The sequence below is a fragment of the Sphingopyxis fribergensis genome (assembly GCF_000803645.1).
Taxonomy (GTDB): domain Bacteria; phylum Pseudomonadota; class Alphaproteobacteria; order Sphingomonadales; family Sphingomonadaceae; genus Sphingopyxis; species Sphingopyxis fribergensis.
Genome location: NZ_CP009122.1, coordinates 1,395,708 through 1,412,957 on the forward strand (window position 1 = coordinate 1,395,708; position 17,250 = coordinate 1,412,957).

The window sequence follows — 17,250 nt, forward strand, 5'->3', positions numbered from 1 at the left end:
AAGAAGGCCGGTCTTCTTCCCATCCTCGCTTCTTGCCGCTATGGGCGCGGCATGACTGACCTGCACCTTCACCCTTCGCTGCGCGAACCCGCGCAAACGTCCAAGGCCTGGCCGTTCGAGGAAGCGCGCAAGCTGGTCAAACGCTATCCCGATGGCAAGCCGGGCGGCGAGGCGGTCTTGTTCGAGACGGGTTATGGTCCCTCGGGCCTGCCGCATATCGGCACCTTCAACGAAGTGCTGCGCACCACGATGGTCCGCCGCGCCTATGAGGCGCTGACCGGCGGCGCGCCGACGCGGCTGGTCGCGTTCAGCGACGATATGGACGGGTTGCGCAAGGTTCCCGACAATGTGCCGAACGGCGACATGCTGCGCGAATATCTGGGCAAGCCGCTCACCGCGATCCCCGACCCGTTCGGGAAGTTTGAGAGTTTCGCGCATCATAACAATGCGATGCTGCGCGAGTTTCTCGACCGCTTCGGCTTCGAATATGAATTTGTCAGTTCGACCGAGCGCTACAAGACGGGCGCGTTCGACGACGCGCTGCGAAATGTCCTCCGCCACAATCAGGACATTCTCGACATCATGTTGCCGACGCTCCGCGCCGAGCGCGCCGCGACCTATTCGCCGATCCTGCCGGTGAGCCCGAAGTCGGGCATCGTGCTGCAGGTTCCGGTGACCGTGGTCGATGCCGACGCCGGTCTGGTATCGTTCGAGGACGAGGGCGAGACGATCACCCACTCGATCCTTGGCGGCGGCGCGAAGCTGCAATGGAAGGTCGACTGGGCGATGCGCTGGGTCGCGCTCGGCGTCGATTACGAGATGTATGGCAAGGATCTAACCGACAGCGGCACCCAGTCGGGCAAGATTGCCAAGGCGCTTGGCGGGCGCAAGCCCGAGGGGCTGATCTACGAAATGTTCCTCGACGAAAAGGGCGAGAAGATTTCGAAGTCGAAGGGCAATGGCCTCAGCCTCGAACAATGGCTCGACTATGGCAGCGAGGAAAGCCTGGCCTTTTTCGCCTATCGCGAGCCCAAGGCGGCGAAGCAGCTGCACATCGGGGTGATCCCGAAGGCGGTCGACGAATATCTGCAAATGCGCGGAAATTACGCGGCGCAGGAACCCGACAAGAAGCTCGGCAACCCCGTGCACCACGTCCATGTCGCGCGCGGCGAGGATATGCCGAGCGCCGAGCTGCCGGTGACTTTCGGGTTGCTGCTCAATCTCGTGGGCGTCATGGGCGCCGATGCGTCGAAGGACCAGATCTGGCGCTATCTTGGCCAATATGTCGCGGGCGCGAATGCCGAGGCTTATCCCGAACTCGACCGGCTGATCGACAATGCGATGGCGTATAACCGCGATTATGTCGCGCCGACGTTGAAGCGCCGCAAGCCCGCGGGCGGCGAGGGCGCGGCGCTGGCCGACCTCGACACGAAACTGGCTGCGCTGCCCGCCGATGCCTCGGCCGACGATATCCAGAACATCGTGTACGAGATTGGCAAGAACGAAGCCTATGGCTTTGAAAGCCTGCGCGATTGGTTCAAGGCGCTGTACGAGACCCTGCTCGGGTCGAGCGCCGGACCGCGCATGGGCAGCTTTGTCGCGCTGTTCGGCGTGGAGAATACGCGGCGGCTGATCGCCGAGGCTTTGGCGTAGGATTTTCCTTCTTCCGTTCGTGTCGAGCGAAGTCGAGACACGCCGACGGAATGGGCAACCGATGGGCATCTCGACTTCGCTCGATGCGAACGGGATTTATTGGGAGGATAAGATGGCCGCTTACGAGCTGGCGCAGATCAACATCGGGCGCTTTCGCCTGCCGCCCGCGCATGTCGCGAACCGCGACTTCATGGACGCGCTCGACCATGTCAACGCGGTTGCCGAGGCGGCCGACGGCTTCGTCTGGCGGCTGACGGGCGATGGAAACAATGCGACCGACGTGCCCGTCACCGACGATCCGCACCTGATCGCGAACATGTCGGTTTGGCGCGATATCGATGCGCTCGCGGCCTATGTCTATCGCACCCCCGATCACCTCGCGATCATGAAGCGGCGCAAGGAGTGGTTCGACCATATGGCGGTCTATCAGGCCTTGTGGTGGGTTCCCGCTGGGCATCGTCCGACGGTTGCCGAGGGCATGGCGCGGATCGCGATGATCGAGTCGAGTGGGCCGACCGCCGAAGCCTTCACTTTCAAGCGGCCGTTCGCCGCGCCCGATGGCACGTCGGCGCTGCCGGTACAGGATGAATGCGCGTGACCGACATGATCGACATTTTCACCACCGGCGGGACGATCGACAAAGTCTATTTCGACGCGCTCAGCGAGTTCCAGATCGGTCCCGCGGCGATTCCCGACATGTTGCGCGAGAATAATGTCCATGTGCCGCACCGCGTGACGCAGCTGATGCGCAAGGACAGCCTGGAGCTGGACGATGCCGACCGCGAGGCGATCCGCGCCGCGGTCGCCGCGAGCGACGCGTCCCGCATCCTGGTGACGCACGGCACCGACACGATGGTCGTCACCGGCCGCGTGCTCGCGGGGATTGCGAGCAAGACAATCGTGATTACGGGCGCGATGCAGCCCGCGTCGGTGCGCGCGAGCGATGCCGAATTCAACGTCGGCTTTGCGCTGGCGGCGGTCCAGACGCTGCCGCCGGGGGTCTATGTCGCGATGAACGGGATGATCTTCGATCCCGAAAAGACGGTCAAGGACCGCGCCGGGTCGCGTTTCGTTCAGGAGGGCTGATCAGCCCGCGGCTGTGACCTGCCGCAGCACCGCGGTATAATTGGGCGCAATCGTCATCGCATCATGCTTACCCGCGCGGCCGAGCGCGGCATGCACCTGCGGCAGCCGATAGCAGGGCACACCCATGAACAGATGATGTTCGGCATGATAATTCACCCAATATGGAGCAACCGTCGCGCGCGCCAGCCAACCGGCGTGGGTGGTGCGGGCATGGGTGAAGGGATCGTCGCTGCCCGTCGTCGTGCACGCATGTTCGGCGATGTTGCGGACGCGCAGGTAGAGCTGGAAGGTCGTCGCGAGCCCGGCGAGCCAGAGCAGGTAGGGCGTCCAGCCGTAGAGCGCGAGCGACAGGGCGAGCAGCACCGCCTGCATGCCCAGGAAACGTCCGACTGCGCGCGCCACGGCCATGGCGCCCGCGACGTCGATCGTCGGTGACGTCATGCCGTCGTCGGACTGCTTGTTGAATGGCGTCCCGGCCTTGGTGCTCGCGCCGCTTTTCTGTCCCTGTTCACCGCGCAGCATCGCCTTGAGGCCGACGAGGGCGAAGCCGAATTGCGCCATGCGTTGCTTGAAGAAGGTCTGGCCGGTGAGGTCGCGCAGCACCTTGCGGCCCAGGCTGGCGCGCGTGGTGGGGAAGGGTTTTGACAGCGACAGGTCGGGGTCTTCGGGCTGCTGGGTGAATTTATGATGCTGGAGGTGATAGGTGCGATAGGCGATCAGGTCCGATCCGACCGCCGCGCCGGTCAGCCATTGGCCGAGGAAATTGTTGATTTTCCGGTTCGGATGCAGCGCGCCGTGGGCGGCATCGTGCATCAGGATCGCGAGCCCGAGCTGGCGCCCGCCGACGAAAATGACCGCGAGCAACCATGCGGCGGGGTTCTGCAGCCATGCGGCAAACCCGACAAGCGCAATGCTGACGATCCACGCATGGGCCACGAGCCAGACACCCCGCCACGACGACGCGCGGGTGATCGCGGACCATTCGGCGCGGTCGAAAAAGCGGTCGGGCGGGAACAGGCGAACGGCGGGCATGGCCGATCTATAACAAGTTGCGAACCGCAACGTAACCCCTTCCGTTTTGGTACAATATCGGCGGAATTCACCCGCCTGCGGTAAGGATTTAGAAACCCCTTCCGGCCACTGCTACCCCGACAAAATGAGCAGGAAATTTCGGGAAATTGGGGGTTCGGCGTAACATCATCCGGCCGACGGGCGGCGATTTGCCGGCGGGCGAATCATTGTTCGATTCACCGGAATTCGTCACGCACCTGATGCGGGTGGCGAAGCTGTGGCATTATGTGCTGATCGGCCGCGTCCTTGCGTTTCTGACCTTCGCTTTCGTCCCGGGCGTTACGGGTTTCCTCGATCATCCGGCGCATTGGCTGGTCATGGCGGCGGGCCTTCCATGCGATGTCGCGCTGACCGTGATCGGGCAGGTGATGCGCAAACCCCGTCCGATGGCGCATCAGCGCATACGGCTGATGGCCATGCTGTGCATGGCGCTGATCGCGCTCGGCACATTGCTCAACGCCGCCGCGATGTTCGACGCGATCGCCATCCCCGACGGCAGCCGACATTTCGATGCCTTTGCGGCGATCCACATCGGCTCGATGCTTGTCGCCGCGTCGGCCGTCGCGGTCGTCCGTCCCGCCTTTTTCGCGTTTGCGGGGGCGACGGCGCTCGGCGGCGCAATCGGCGTGGCCTCCTGGCCGTTCGCGGTCGCCGGACTGGTCTTTCTCGGCCTGTTGATTGTGATGATGCGTGAGGATGTCCGGCACCAACGCCGCGCGACGCGCGCCGCGCGGCTGAGCGTCAGCGATCAGCAGCGCGCACTCAACCTGATGCGCGATTTCGAGCGCGCGGGGCGCGGCTGGTTCTGGGAAACCGATCGCGATGGCCAGCTTGTCTATATCTCGCCGACCGTCGCGGCGCGGCTCGATCGTCCGCTCGCCGACCTGCTCGGGCATCCCTTTACCGACATTATCCGCAAGCGGCTTGGCAACGACGAGAGTGAAGAGCGCACGCTGGGTTTCAGCCTGTCTTCGCGTACCCCGTTCAAGGAGCTGACGGTGCAGGCAGCGGTGCCCGGTGAGGAACGCTGGTGGTCGATCTCGGGCCACCCGATCAGCAACGAGCTCGGCAATTTCCAGGGCTTTCGCGGTAGCGGCACCGACCTCACCGACAAGAAAAGGTCCGAGCGCGAGATCAACCAGCTTGCGCGTTACGACACGCTGACGGGTCTCGCGAACCGGCGCCACATCACCGACCTTCTCGAACGCGCGCTCAAGAGCCATAGCGGTCAGCCGCAGCCCTGCGCGCTGTTGCTGATGGACCTAGACCGCTTCAAGGCGGTGAACGACACGCTGGGGCATCCGGTGGGCGACCAATTGTTGCAGCAGGTCGCAGGGCGGCTGACGCAGATCGTCGGCGACAAGGGGCAGGTCGGACGGCTCGGCGGCGACGAATTCCAGATCGTCGTGCCGCAGCTGTGCCAGCCGGAGAAGCTTGCCGGCATCGCGAACGCCATCATCCTGAGCCTCGCGAAGCCCTTCGCAATCGAGGGCGAACAGGTTCGCATCGGATCGTCGCTCGGCATCGCGGTGTCGGATGGGCAGGGGGTCTCGGCGTCGGCGCTGGTGCGCAACGCCGACCTTGCGCTTTATGCCGCGAAGGATGCCGGGCGCGGCGTCTATCGTTTCTATGCCGATGCGATGCACAATCAGGCGAGCGAACGGAAGGCGATCGAGGATGCGCTGCGTGACGCGCTGGCGAACGATGAGCTGAGGCTTCTCTATCAGCCGATCGTCGATGTCCGAAGCGAACGGATTTCGGGGTTTGAAGCGCTGATCCGCTGGCGCCACGCCACCAACGGTTTGATCAGCCCGTCGAAGTTCATTCCGATCGCGGAAGAGGCCAATCTGATCGTACCGATCGGCGAGTGGATCATCCGCACCGCCTGTGCGACGATCGCGCATCTCGGCCCCGGATACCGCGTTGCGGTCAATGTTTCGCCGCGCCAGTTCGCGAATGAAAAGCTGCCGGCGACGATCATGAGCGCGGTGTCGGCGGCGGGCATCCGGCCCGAGCAGCTCGAGCTCGAGATCACCGAGGGTGTCTTCCTCGACGAGAGCGCCGAGAATCTTGCGATGTTCCAGAAATTGAAGCGGACCGGGGTGCGGCTTGCGCTCGACGATTTCGGTACCGGTTATTCGGCGCTCGGCTATCTGAAGAAGGCGCCGTTCGACAAGATCAAGATTGACCAGAGCTTCGTCCTCGGCGCCGCCGATCCGAGCAGCATGAATGCGGCAATCATCTCGTCGATCGTCGGGCTGGCGACCGCGCTGAAGATGGAGACGACCGCCGAGGGGGTCGAGACGCACGATGATCTCTCGCTGATCCGCGGTCTCGGCTGCAGCCATGTGCAGGGCTATATCTATGGGAAGCCGATGGACCTGGTCGAGGTGCTGGCGTTGCTGCGCGAAGGCGGCGGGCGCGCCGAGGCGAAAGGGTATAAGAGTGCGCGCGAGGCGCGGCTCACCACCTTCCGCACGATCCAGATCGCGAGCGGCGGCCATCAATATGAGGCGATCGTCCGCAATATGTCGCCGCACGGCGCGCTGATCGAAGGGCTATGGAATGTACCCTCCGGGACGCAGTTAAGGCTGGAATTCGGTTCCGAGCAGGTCGTGGATGCCGAGGCGCGCTGGTCGGATGGCAACCGCGTCGGAGTCAAATTCGCGGTCGCGGTCGACATCGAAGACTTGATCGGTCCGAAGACCGTCGGAGCGGCGCGGGGACGGGTCCGCCGCGCCGCGTGACGGCTTTGGTCAATGGGCGATGCGGCCGCGCGCCATCACCCAGTCGACCTTTTCGAGCACCGTAACATCGGTGAGCGGGTCGCCCGTCACCGCGATCATGTCGGCCGACATACCGGGGGCGATGCGGCCGATTTCCTTGTCCATCGACAAGAGCGTTGCCGCGACCGTCGTTGCGCTCGCCAGCGCCTCGCGCGGGGTCAGCCCATATTTGACGAGCAGCGCGAACTCGCCGCCGTTGCGGCCATGCTCGAAGACGCCGGCGTCGGTGCCGAACGCGATCGGAACGCCCAGCGCCTTGGCGCGCGTAACAGCCTTGCCGACGTCGCCGAGCGTCATGCGCACCTTGTTTTCGACCGTTGGGGTGTAAATGCCCTTGCCGAGCCGCTCGCGTATCCCCTCGAACGCCATCAGCGTCGGGACGAGATAGGTGCCCTTGGCTTTCATCACCTTCAGCGTCGCATCGTCGGCGAAGGTGCCATGTTCGATGCTGTCGATGCCCGCCGCCGCCGAAGAGGTGATGCCGCCCGCGCCATGGGCATGCGCCATCACCTTCAGCCCCAGCGAGTGGGCGGTGTCGGCGATGCTTTGCAGCTCGGGGCTGGTGAAATGGCCTTCGAGGCCGCGCGCCTGCTGCGACAGGACGCCGCCGGTCGCGGTGATCTTGATGACGTCGGCGCCGGCGCGCGATGCCTTGCGCACCTTTTCGGCGCATTCGACCGCGCCCGTGCAGGTATAGCCCTCATCGAGGACGGCATGGATATCCTCGCGAAAGCCCGTCACGTCGCCGTGCCCGCCGATGATCGATAGCGAAGGGCCGGCGGCGACGATGCGCGGGCCTTCGATAAAGCCGTTCGCGGTGCCGCGGCGGAGCGAATATGCGGTATATTGCGCCGAACCGGCCTCGCGCACGGTCGTGAAGCCCGCGCGCAGCGTGATGCCGGCGTTCTTTGCGCCGACGACGACGCCCCATTCATTGGGATCGACGGCAGCGGCGCGATAATCGTCGCCGGGGTCGCCGGTCAGGTGGACGTGGAGGTCGATGAGGCCCGGAAGTAGGGTCTTGTCGCCGAGGTCGACGATTTCGGCACCGGCGGGCGCTTCGGTGCGGCCGGGGGCGATCGAGGTGATGCGGTCGTCGGTGATGGTGACGGTAGAGGGGCCTTGTGCAGGCTTGCTTGCGTCGGTGATGACGCGGCCGGCATAGACGATGGTGGTTTTCGCATATGCCGTCGTGCCGAGCAGCGTCAGCGTCGCGGCCGCGACCAGTCCCAATTTACGCATGAAGTCTCCCCTGTCCGTTTCCGCCACCGTGGCGCGGCGGACGGGGGAGGGCAAGGGCGGAGTGGCGTTGCACGAAGTCCCTTGTCGGTGCGTCGGCGCTTAAGGCCACAAAAGCCCCGCATGCGGGCGTCGTTTTTGTGTCCTTTGCGGCTTTAAGGCGACAAAAGATACGCATGCGCCCGCGCAGAATGTCTCCTTTGTCGCTTTAAGAGCGGTTTGCGGAAGCCGACGATTTCAAACAGCGAAATCGAGGCTGGCACGGCGCGATAAAGTAGGACAGCGCTATTTTGTGGGTCGCCAATTTCCGCATTGGGGTGGGAAACGGCCATTCCCAATTTCGTCATTCCCGCGAAAGCGGGGACCCAGCGTGCTGACGTCGCAACTGGGTTCCCGCTTTCGCGGGAATGACGAAGCAAGAAGTAGAACGGCAACTTCTGGTCGGTAGCGGTCGCCTCCAAAAAAAAAAGGGCCGGTCAAGCCGGCCCCTAGTTTGTCATCTGATAACCGAAAGGAATATTACCAGAAGAAATCGTAGATCACGTCGATCACTTGGCCCGAATAGGTATCGACCAGAAGCGCGTCGTCATAATAGCGGATCCAACGCGTGCCGCCGTAGGCGGGCGGCAGGCGATAATAGCCGGGGTCGTTGATCCAGTAGCGCGAGCTATAGAAAAGCGAGTTCAGGCTGAAACCGATGCTGAAGCGCGTATATCCGTAACCGCGATACGGGTTGTAATAGCGCGGCATACGGTAATGGCTGCGGTTCTGGTTGCGATAGCTGCGCCAGTCGTAGCGGCGGTCGTTCCGCCAATCGCGGTTCCAGCTGTGTCTGCGATTGTCGTTATACCGGCGATCGACGCGATTATTGTTGTTGCGGTCGTAGCGCCGGTCGAGCTGGCCGTCGCGGTTGCGATCATAGCGGCCGTCGCGCCGATCGATCCGATTGTTGTTGTTGCGATCCCAGCGGCGGTCGAGATCGCCGTTGCGATTGCGGTCGTAGCGGCGATCGACGCGGTTGTTGTCGTTGCGATCGTAACGCTGGTCGACCTGACCGTTGCGGTTGCGATCCCACTGGCGGTCGATGCGGCCGTCGCGGTTGCGATCATAGGTGCCGCCGCGCTGGCGTTGGGCCTGCTGAGCTTGGCGTTGCTGTGCCACACGCTGCTGATCGGCACCCCGCTGCTGCTGCCACTGCTGGCGTTGCGCCTGGCGCTGCTGGTTATTGCCGCGCTGCTGCGGGCGAACTTCGCTGCGCTGCTGGCGTTGGACCTGTGGCTGCTGGCGCTGAGCCCGCGCTTCGCCGCCACCGCGGCGTACTTCGGGGCCGCGCGGTCCGCGCTCCCCGCGGTCGCCGCGCGGCGCGATCTGGACCCGCTCGCCCGACGCCTGGGCGGCGGCCGGGGCAATGGGGGTCAGGATCGTTGCAGCGATCAGCAACCCTCCGAACATCTTCTTCATCTCGCCTTACTCCAACTCATGTCCCTTGTGCTGGAGATGCCAGCCGGGATGATGAGGTGATTCTTACTCTTTGCAAGATGATCGATGGCTGACCGCGTTGTTGCCTGCGGTTCAGCTAGATGAACGGCGATGTTCAGCTCCCCGGCGGCAAGCGGAGGGCCGGAACGGCGCGCGCGGCATCCTCGGGACGGATCCCCGGCGGCGGCGCGGCGGCGATGCGTTCCTCGCCGCGGATCACGCGTCCCGCGAGGCGGATCGCGGTGCGGATGCGCGGGTAAGTGCCGCAGCGGCAGATATTGGTCATTGCCGCGTCGATGTCGGCGTCGGTCGGATTGCTGTTTGACCGAAGCAGCGCGGCGGCCGCCATGATCATCCCCGACTGGCAGAAACCGCATTGCGGCACCTGCTCGGCGACCCATGCCTGCTGGACCGGGTGGCTGCGATCGCGCGCCAGCCCCTCGATCGTCGTGACGAAGCGGCCCTCGCATTCGGCAATCGTGACCATGCAGCTGCGAATCGCCTCGCCGTCGATGTCGACGGTGCAGGCGCCGCACTCCCCCGTGCCGCAGCCATATTTGGTGCCCGTCAGGTTTGACGCGTCGCGCAGCGCCCACAGCAGGGGCGTTTCGGGTTCCATGCGATATTCGACCGGGCGGTCGTTGACCGAGAATCGCGTCATGCGGTTCCTGTTAGCTGAGCAGCCAGATTAGTCACGCCAGCTCGTGTCGATCTTGTCGACCTTGCGCACCATTGCGTCGAATTCGGCCTTGCCGGCTTGTCCGGGGATCGACGCCATGAACAGGTCGCGCTGGTGGACCGCGATCACCTCTTGCGGGACGGTGATCGGCTGGCCCATGCTCATCGTCGCCATCTGGATCTCGCACGCGCGCTGGAGCGCCCAATATTTGATGAAGGCTTCGGTCAGCGTCTTGCCCATCACGACAGGGCCGTGGTTCTTGAGCATCAGGATACGCTTGTCGCCAAGGTTCTCGACAAGACGCTCACCCTCTTCCTCGCGCACCGTAACACCCTCGAAATCATGGTAAGCGAGCTGGCCGGCGAAGTTGCAGGCGTAGAAATTCACGGGTTGCAGCCCGCCTTCGAGCGCGCAAACCGCGACCGTGGCGGTCGTGTGCGTGTGGATGATCGCATGCGCGTCGGGCAGGACGCGGTGGAACAGGCTGTGCTGGACAAAGCCCGCCTTGTTGACGTGCCAGGGATTATCCTCGTCGACCTTGTTGCCATCGATGTCGATCTTGATCAGGTTCGACGCCGAAACCTCGCTGAAATGCAGGCCATAGGGGTTGATCAGGAAGGCACCGTCTTCGTCGGGCACCTTCACCGTGATATGGTTGAAGATCATCTCGTCCCAGCCCATCATCGCGAAGATGCGGTAGCAAGCGGCAAGTTCCTGCCGCGCCGTCCATTCGGCTTCGCTATATTTGCTGTTGCGCTTGAGCTGGGTCGCCATGGCCTGTCCCTCATTATGATGTTAGTTTCGTCCTGCTACCTATGCCATAAGGATGGGGCGGCGCACAATCCCGCGAGCGGGCAGGCGGTGGGATAGCGGGGCAGGCGCAGTTTACCGCGCAGGGGCTTGCATTTTGCCGCGAATCCTTTTAGTGGCCCAGCCATCGGAACGTCGCGGGTTCGCGGCGCTTCTCTTATTGCCCTTATATCGGCGATTTTTGGCGGACCGGATGGCCGGTCGCCATTCATCGTTGGACGAACCGGAGACGACACGGCGTATGCAGATCATCGTTCGCGACAATAATGTCGACCAGGCCCTTCGCGCGCTCAAGAAGAAGCTGCAGCGTGAGGGCGTGTATCGCGAAATGAAGCTGCGCCGTCATTACGAGAAGCCCAGCGAAAAGCGCGCGCGTGAGCACGCTGCCGCTGTTCGCCGCGCCCGCAAGATGGAGCGCAAGCGGATGGAACGCGACGGGATCAAGTAAGACCAACTCCCGTTCGGGATGCTGATTGAGAAAAGGGCGCTGCGGCAACGCGGCGCCCTTTTTCGTTCCCATCCTTCTTTCGTCATTGCGAGCGAAGCGAAGCAATCCAGAGCGGTTTACGGAAGCTCTGGATTGCTTCGCTTCGCTCGCAATGACGGGGTGGCGGCGATCAACTTCTCTCTGGACCGCCCGGCGCCGCACCGCCTATAGGCCTCGCCAACATTTGCGCCCGCGGGCGCCTGCGGAAGGATCAGCAGACATGAGCGTAACGACGGTTCCATTGCGTCCGGTGAGCAAGGGCGGCCTGTGGCTGATGTGGTTCGGCCTTGCGGCGCTGCTCGTCGCGGGCGCGGCCTTTGCGTGGCACATGACCCCGCGCATCGGGTTCGAGGTCGTCAAGGAAGGCACCGGCGCAAGCCCGACCAAGGCCGACGTCGTGCTGGTCAAATATGAAGGCAAGCTCGACGACGGGACGGTGTTCGACGCCAATGAACAGGCGCCGATGCAGGTTGCACAGGTCGTTCCGGGCTTTTCGGAGGCGCTGACCCGCATGAAAAAGGGCGGCGAGTACAAGATCACGATCCCCGCACAGCTGGGCTATGGCGACCGCGCGGTCGGTCCGATCCCGGCGGGCAGCACGCTTCATTTCAACGTGACCTTGCTCGACTTCCGCTCGGAAGCCGAGGTTCGCGCGATGCAGCAGCAGATGCAGCAACAGCAGCAGATGATGCAGCAGCAACAGATGCAGGGCGGCCCGGGTGGCGCTCCCGGTGGTCCGGGCGGTCCGCCGCCGGGGATACCGCCGCAGCAATAAGCGAGCGGTCGCTACGAAACAGAAGCGGCGGTGGGCTCAGGTGCCCGCCGCCGTTTTCGTTTTGGCACCGTCGGCGTTGCGTTCGGCCTCGCGTTCGAGTGCGACCTTGATCATCGCGACGATCGGATCGGCGAGAAACAGCCCCATGAGGCCGAGCAGTGCGCCGAACAATATCTGCGCGCCGAGGACGAGCGCGGGGGCAAGGTCGACCGTTTTCTTCGCGACCATCGGGACGATCAGATAGCCATCGACGGTCTGGACGATGAAATAGATGGCGATCGCCCAGAGGCCGGTGTCGGTGCCCGCCGAAAATCCGACGAGGACGAGCAGCACGCCCGACACGATCGCGCCGATATTGGGGATGAAGGCGAGCAGGCCGGTGAGGAGGCCCATCAGGGCCGCCATCGGAATTCCTACCGCCATACAAGCGAGCCACGTTCCGATGCCTTCGACCAGCATGCCGAGCAGGCGGCCGGCCATCAGGCGGCGGAGCGTGAAGCCCATGCGCGCGGTGGTGATATAGAAATTCTCGCGCGACTTCATCGGCAGCATCCACGCGACGCCGCGTTCGTACAGCCGCGGCTCAATCGCGATGAAGATGCCGAGGACGAGGATCATGACGAGGCTGGTGAGGCCGCCGAGCACCGATCCCACCGCTGCGGTCACGCGGCCGAAGGTGCCGGCAAAATTGTCCGAGATGGTCTTTGTGTCGAGCTGGAAATTGCCCATGCCATGGTCGCTTGCCCATGCCGCCAGGCGCTCGATCTGACCCATGACAACCGTTTGCAGCGTCGCGGCCTGATCGGCGATTTGCGAACCCGCGAACATGGCGGTCCAGACCATGAAGACGAGCAGCGACAAGCAAACGATCAGCAGCCGCCACCCGCGCGCGATCGGAAGAATGCGGCCTAGCAATCGCGTTCCGCCATCGAGCATGGATGCCATCACGATCCCGGCGAATATCAGCAAGATCGGCTGGATGAGAATGATGCACAAGCCGATCAGTAACGCGAGGCCGAGCCATACGCCGGCCTTCAGCAACTCGGTCCTGACTGGCTGGCTACGGATTTCGGTAGGGCCGGGGGCCTCGGTATGGGCTTCCGCCTTCGCGGCGGCAGTGGCGGCGCGCGTTCCGGTTGTCTTCCTTGTCGCCGCCATGTCTTTTCCCCGTCGTGTTAGTTGCCCTGACGCGCGGGCCGGAGGTCGGTTCCCGCGCGTCCCGATCTGAGGGCACTAAACCAGCTCAATGGGTTATACCACTCGGCGGTTCCATCGGTCGAAAAACTGATGATCTCGGCGCGTCCGGCGATGGCGTCGAAGGGGACGGGTCCGCCGAGGCCCTTTTGGTTGGTGCCGACGCGGCTGTCGGCGCTGCCGTCGCGGTTGTCGCCCATCAGGAAGACGTGATCGGCGGGCACGGTGATCGGGCCATAATCATCGGTCGAATAGCCGGGCCCCATGTCGATGGTGTCGAAGGTCGCGCCGCCGGGCAGCGTTTCACGCACGATAGGGAGTTCAAGCATCTCCTTGCCGCTTGCGTCCCTGGTGACGAAGCGGAACAGGCTGCTGTCGGGGCCAGGGGTGTTGAGATCGACCGGGATTGCCAGCATCGGCTGAACCTCACGCTTCACCGGCTTGCCGTTGATGCTGAGTTCGCCGCCCCGCAGCTGGATTGTGTCGCCCGGCAGACCGATCACGCGCTTGATATAGTCGATCCGCGTCACCGGATGTTCGAGCACGACGATATCGCCGCGTTCGGGGAGTTTGCCGAACAGTCGGCCCTCGACCTTGGGCGCGAGGTGGAAACTGACCGACGAATAGGACCAGCCATAAGGATATTTGCTGACGATCAGCCGGTCGCCGTTGCGCAGCGCCGGCATCATCGAATCGGACGGGATATAGAAAGGCTTGGCGATGCAGCTGTGGATGCCGAGCACGAGCAGCAGGATCACCACGATATCGCGGATCAGCTTGCCCCAGCTTTCGTCACCCTTTGCCTTCGTTTTGGCCATATCTATGTCAGTCCTTGATTGCTTCGATGATGACAAAAGCCTGCGCCCAGGGGTGGTCGTCGGTCAGCGTCAGATGGATATGCGCGCTGTGGCCCGCCGGGATCATCTGCGCGAGGCGTGCGGCGGCGCCGCCGGTCAGCGCGAGCGTCGGCGCGCCCGAGGGGGCGTTGACGACGCCGATGTCCTTCATGAACACGCCGTGCTTGAAGCCGGTGCCGACGGCTTTCGAGAAAGCTTCCTTCGCGGCGAAGCGCTTGGCGTAGGTGCCCGCGCGGGTGAACGGCCGCCGCGCGGCCTTGGCGCGCTCGATATCGGTAAAGACGCGCTTTTCGAACCGCTCGCCGAACCGGTCGAGCGAATTCTGAATGCGCTCGATATTGCAGAGGTCGGAACCGAGGCCGATGATCATGCCAAACCCCTCGGGCCGTCATTGCGAGGAGCCGAAGGCGACGCTGCAATCTCCAGCCATCGCCCTCTCGCAATACCGAAGGCTGGAGATTGCTTCGCTTCGCTCGCAATGACGAAATTCTTCATCCGCGCGCCTCATCCATCAACGCGCGCATCCGGCGCACCGCATCCTCCAGCCCGGTGAAGATCGCTTCGCCAATCAGATAATGGCCGATGTTGAGTTCGGCGAGCTGCGGGATGGCGGCGACGGGGACGACATTCTCATACGTCAGGCCGTGCCCCGCATGCGGTTCGATGCCGTTCTTCGACGCGAGTGCTGCCGCGTCGGCGAGGCGGCGCAGTTCGGCTGCACGCTCCTCGCCCTCGACATGCGCGTAGCGTCCGGTGTGGAATTCGACGACGGGGGCGCGGAGGCGCATTGCCGCCTCGATCTGCCGCGCGTCGGGTTCGATGAACAGGCTGACGCGGATGCCCGCGTCGTTCAGCCGCGAGACGATAGGGGCGAGGTGGTTGTGCTGCCCGGCGGCGTCGAGCCCGCCCTCGGTGGTTCGCTCCTCGCGCTTTTCGGGGACGATGCACGCGGCATGCGGCATATGGCGCAGCGCGATCTCCAGCATCTCGTCGGTCGCCGCCATTTCAAGATTCAAGGGCAGGTCGGTCGCCGCCTGGATGCGCTTGAGGTCGTCGTCGCGGATATGGCGCCGGTCTTCGCGCAGATGCGCGGTGATGCCGTCGCCGCCGACCGCAGCGACGATTTCGGCGGCGCGCACCGGGTCGGGATGCTCGCCCCCGCGCGCGTTGCGGATCGTCGCGACATGGTCAATGTTGACCCCGAGCCGCAGGCGGTGCGGGGAGGGCGCGGCGTTCAAGCCGCCACGCTCCGGCTGCCGGGCTTCACCGCTTCGGTTCCTGCTAGCGTCTCGGGCAATTCATCGGGTGCATAGGTCGGGAAGTTGATCGCGACGAGCGGATAGAAGGGCACGCCGAGGTCGATGTTGCTGCCTGCCGAGCGATCGACGAGTGCGGCTTCGGCAATGACTTCGCCGCCGGCGGCGCGCACCGCGTCCATTGCTTCGCGCGACGACAGGCCAGTGGTCACGACATCCTCGACCATCAGCACTTTGGCGCCGGCGTCGATGGTGAAACCGCGGCGCAGTTCGAAGGTGCCGGTCGGGCGCTCGACGAAAATTGCCGGCTTGCCGAGCGCGCGGCCCATTTCATGGCCGATGATGACGCCGCCCATTGCGGGCGAGACGACGACATCGATCGCCTGTTTCAGCTCGCGCGGGAGCTTGGCCGCGAGCGCCACCGCGAGCCGCCCGGCGCGTTCGGTGTCCATCAGCACGCGCGCGCATTGCAGATAATATTCGCTGTGGCGGCCGGAGGAGAGCAGGAAATGGCCTTGCAGCAAGGCGTCGGCGGCGCGGAATTCGGCCAGGATTTCGTCATCGGTCATGGGAGAATTATTCTTTTGTCCTGTGCTTCGCCCATAGCGGGCGAGCGGGTTTAAGCGGCGAAGATTATCCAGCCGCAAAATAGTGTTAGAGATGCTTGAGGCAAGCGGCAAGCGGGTCTATAGCGCCCGCGAGATTCAGCCTGTCCGATGGCTGCGTGGACTTGTGTCCAGCAGTGGGGAAAGGTCGGCTGGGGCATCGATAAGAACAACAGGCAACGGGCGGCACTATCCTTATGAAGAGCTTGAAAACCCTTGTAATTGCGGCGGCTTTGTCGCTCGGCGCGGTGGGCGCCGGCCATGCGCAAGCCCCTGCGACGGCTCCGGCCGAAGCACCCGCCGCAACGGTGGCGGCGAATCCGGCTCCGGCCCCCGTCGCGGCGGCTGCTCCGACAACCGCACCGGTTGCGACGACCGACGCGGCTCCGGCTGGCGATGCCACCTACGTCCCGATGAAGCCGACCCCAGGGATCGGTCAACCGGTCGACGCGGGCATCGATTTCCAGCCGCAGGTCAGCCCGATCGGCGAACAGGCCTATTTCTTCAACCACGCCATCCTGCTGCCCGTCATCACGGTGATCACGCTGATCGTCCTAGGCCTTTTGCTCTGGGTGATGTTCCGGTTCCGCGCCAAGGCGAATCCGGTTCCGTCGAAGACGACGCACAACACTTTCATCGAAATCATCTGGACCGCCATCCCGGTGCTGATCCTCGCGGTGATCGCGGTTCCGTCGATCCGCTTGCTCGCGGCGCAATATGAACCGCCGTCGAAGGACGCGCTGACGATCAAGGTTACGGGCTATCAGTGGTATTGGGGCTATGCCTATCCCGACCAGGGCATCGGCGAATATGTCTCGAAAATTCTGCCCGAGGATAAGGCCATCGCCGCGGGCGAGCCCTATCACCTCGCCGTCGACAACCGCATGGTCGTTCCCGTCGGCCGTCAGGTGAAGCTGATCATCACCGGCGCCGACGTGATCCACAGCTTCGCGGTTCCGGCGTTCTGGACCAAGATGGATGCGGTCCCCGGCCGCGCCAACGAAACGACGTTCACCGCGAACAAGGTCGGCGTCTATTACGGCCAGTGTTCGGAACTCTGCGGTGTCGATCATGGCTATATGCCGATCGCCGTCGAAGTGCTCCCGGTCGACAAGTGGGAAGCCTGGGTCCGCTCGAAGGGCGGGAATCCGAAGGGGCCGGTCGCCGCCGCTGCCGCCCCGGCTACGGCGCCCGCCGCGACGCCGGCTGCCGCCACGACCGAAGCTGCACCGGCAGCGGCACCCGCCGCCGCGCCGGCCGCCAAGAATTAATA

The 17,250-nt window shown here is 64.0% G+C and carries 17 protein-coding genes; 7 read left to right on the plus strand and 10 right to left on the minus strand.

What is annotated here, in order from left to right; all coding sequences use genetic code 11:
• The first annotated feature begins 51 nt into the window (after positions 1-51).
• The 3 genes from SKP52_RS06505 (at position 52) to SKP52_RS06515 (ending at position 2,739) form a co-directional block, all read left to right on the plus strand.
• Complete coding sequence (locus SKP52_RS06505; RefSeq protein WP_039573020.1) at positions 52-1,653, plus strand: lysine--tRNA ligase; 1,602 nt, start codon at positions 52-54, stop codon at positions 1,651-1,653.
• Positions 1,654-1,765: 112 nt separating this feature from the next.
• The gene (locus SKP52_RS06510; protein ID WP_039580130.1) at positions 1,766-2,251 is read left to right on the plus strand and encodes a DUF3291 domain-containing protein; all 486 of its coding nucleotides are present in this window, start codon (positions 1,766-1,768) and stop codon (positions 2,249-2,251) included.
• A 5-nt stretch (positions 2,252-2,256) separates the two neighbouring features.
• Complete coding sequence (locus SKP52_RS06515; protein ID WP_039580133.1) at positions 2,257-2,739, plus strand: asparaginase domain-containing protein; 483 nt, start codon at positions 2,257-2,259, stop codon at positions 2,737-2,739.
• Here the strand turns inward: SKP52_RS06515 and SKP52_RS06520 are convergent, their stop codons facing one another.
• Positions 2,740-3,771 carry a fatty acid desaturase family protein gene (locus SKP52_RS06520; RefSeq protein ID WP_039573024.1) on the minus strand — a complete coding sequence of 344 codons (1,032 nt, stop codon included), beginning with the start codon at positions 3,769-3,771 and terminating at the stop codon, positions 2,740-2,742. It abuts the gene before it with no gap.
• A 206-nt stretch (positions 3,772-3,977) separates the two neighbouring features.
• On the opposite strand from SKP52_RS06520, the gene SKP52_RS06525 reads away from it, so the two are divergent.
• Positions 3,978-6,557, plus strand: coding sequence for an EAL domain-containing protein (locus SKP52_RS06525; protein ID WP_228383847.1), 2,580 nt, complete (start codon positions 3,978-3,980; stop codon positions 6,555-6,557).
• Between the two features lie 9 nt (positions 6,558-6,566).
• On the opposite strand, the gene SKP52_RS06530 is transcribed toward SKP52_RS06525, so the two are convergent.
• The 4 genes from SKP52_RS06530 to SKP52_RS06545 form a co-directional block, all read right to left on the minus strand.
• Entirely contained in the window at positions 6,567-7,838 is a 1,272-nt protein-coding gene (locus SKP52_RS06530; RefSeq protein ID WP_039573031.1) for a metal-dependent hydrolase family protein, read from the minus strand.
• 516 nt (positions 7,839-8,354) lie between these two features.
• Positions 8,355-9,296 carry an RcnB family protein gene (locus SKP52_RS06535; protein WP_039573033.1) on the minus strand — a complete coding sequence of 314 codons (942 nt, stop codon included), beginning with the start codon at positions 9,294-9,296 and terminating at the stop codon, positions 8,355-8,357.
• A gap of 133 nt (positions 9,297-9,429) precedes the next feature.
• Positions 9,430-9,975: a (2Fe-2S)-binding protein gene (locus tag SKP52_RS06540; protein WP_039573036.1), complete on the minus strand. Its 546-nt coding sequence runs from the start codon at positions 9,973-9,975 to the stop codon at positions 9,430-9,432.
• 27 nt (positions 9,976-10,002) lie between these two features.
• Entirely contained in the window at positions 10,003-10,767 is a 765-nt protein-coding gene (locus tag SKP52_RS06545; protein WP_039573038.1) for a class II aldolase/adducin family protein, read from the minus strand.
• Between the two features lie 277 nt (positions 10,768-11,044).
• Here SKP52_RS06545 and rpsU point away from each other — a divergent pair, with 277 nt between their 5' ends.
• Positions 11,045-11,251, plus strand: coding sequence for a 30S ribosomal protein S21 (gene rpsU, locus SKP52_RS06550; protein WP_037510267.1), 207 nt, complete (start codon positions 11,045-11,047; stop codon positions 11,249-11,251).
• A 259-nt stretch (positions 11,252-11,510) separates the two neighbouring features.
• Complete coding sequence (locus SKP52_RS06555; protein WP_039573047.1) at positions 11,511-12,065, plus strand: FKBP-type peptidyl-prolyl cis-trans isomerase; 555 nt, start codon at positions 11,511-11,513, stop codon at positions 12,063-12,065.
• 36 nt (positions 12,066-12,101) lie between these two features.
• On the opposite strand, the gene SKP52_RS06560 is transcribed toward SKP52_RS06555, so the two are convergent.
• The 5 genes from SKP52_RS06560 to pyrE form a co-directional block, all read right to left on the minus strand.
• Positions 12,102-13,223 carry an AI-2E family transporter gene (locus tag SKP52_RS06560; protein WP_039573050.1) on the minus strand — a complete coding sequence of 374 codons (1,122 nt, stop codon included), beginning with the start codon at positions 13,221-13,223 and terminating at the stop codon, positions 12,102-12,104.
• A gap of 17 nt (positions 13,224-13,240) precedes the next feature.
• The gene (lepB, locus tag SKP52_RS06565; protein WP_052207926.1) at positions 13,241-14,077 is read right to left on the minus strand and encodes a signal peptidase I; all 837 of its coding nucleotides are present in this window, start codon (positions 14,075-14,077) and stop codon (positions 13,241-13,243) included.
• A gap of 7 nt (positions 14,078-14,084) precedes the next feature.
• The gene (acpS, locus tag SKP52_RS06570; RefSeq protein WP_039573057.1) at positions 14,085-14,486 is read right to left on the minus strand and encodes a holo-ACP synthase; all 402 of its coding nucleotides are present in this window, start codon (positions 14,484-14,486) and stop codon (positions 14,085-14,087) included.
• A 121-nt stretch (positions 14,487-14,607) separates the two neighbouring features.
• Positions 14,608-15,354, minus strand: coding sequence for a pyridoxine 5'-phosphate synthase (locus SKP52_RS06575; RefSeq protein ID WP_039573060.1), 747 nt, complete (start codon positions 15,352-15,354; stop codon positions 14,608-14,610).
• On the minus strand, positions 15,351-15,941 hold the full coding sequence (gene pyrE / locus SKP52_RS06580; protein WP_039573063.1) for an orotate phosphoribosyltransferase: 591 nt from the start codon (positions 15,939-15,941) through the stop codon (positions 15,351-15,353). Before pyrE ends, SKP52_RS06575 begins: the two co-directional genes overlap by 4 nt.
• Before the next feature lie 233 nt (positions 15,942-16,174).
• Between pyrE and coxB the strand changes: the two genes are divergently transcribed.
• Positions 16,175-17,248 (plus strand): cytochrome c oxidase subunit II, encoded by a 1,074-nt coding sequence (coxB, locus tag SKP52_RS06585; protein ID WP_039573067.1) that lies wholly within the window; start codon positions 16,175-16,177, stop codon positions 17,246-17,248.
• Positions 17,249-17,250 lie beyond the last annotated feature (2 nt).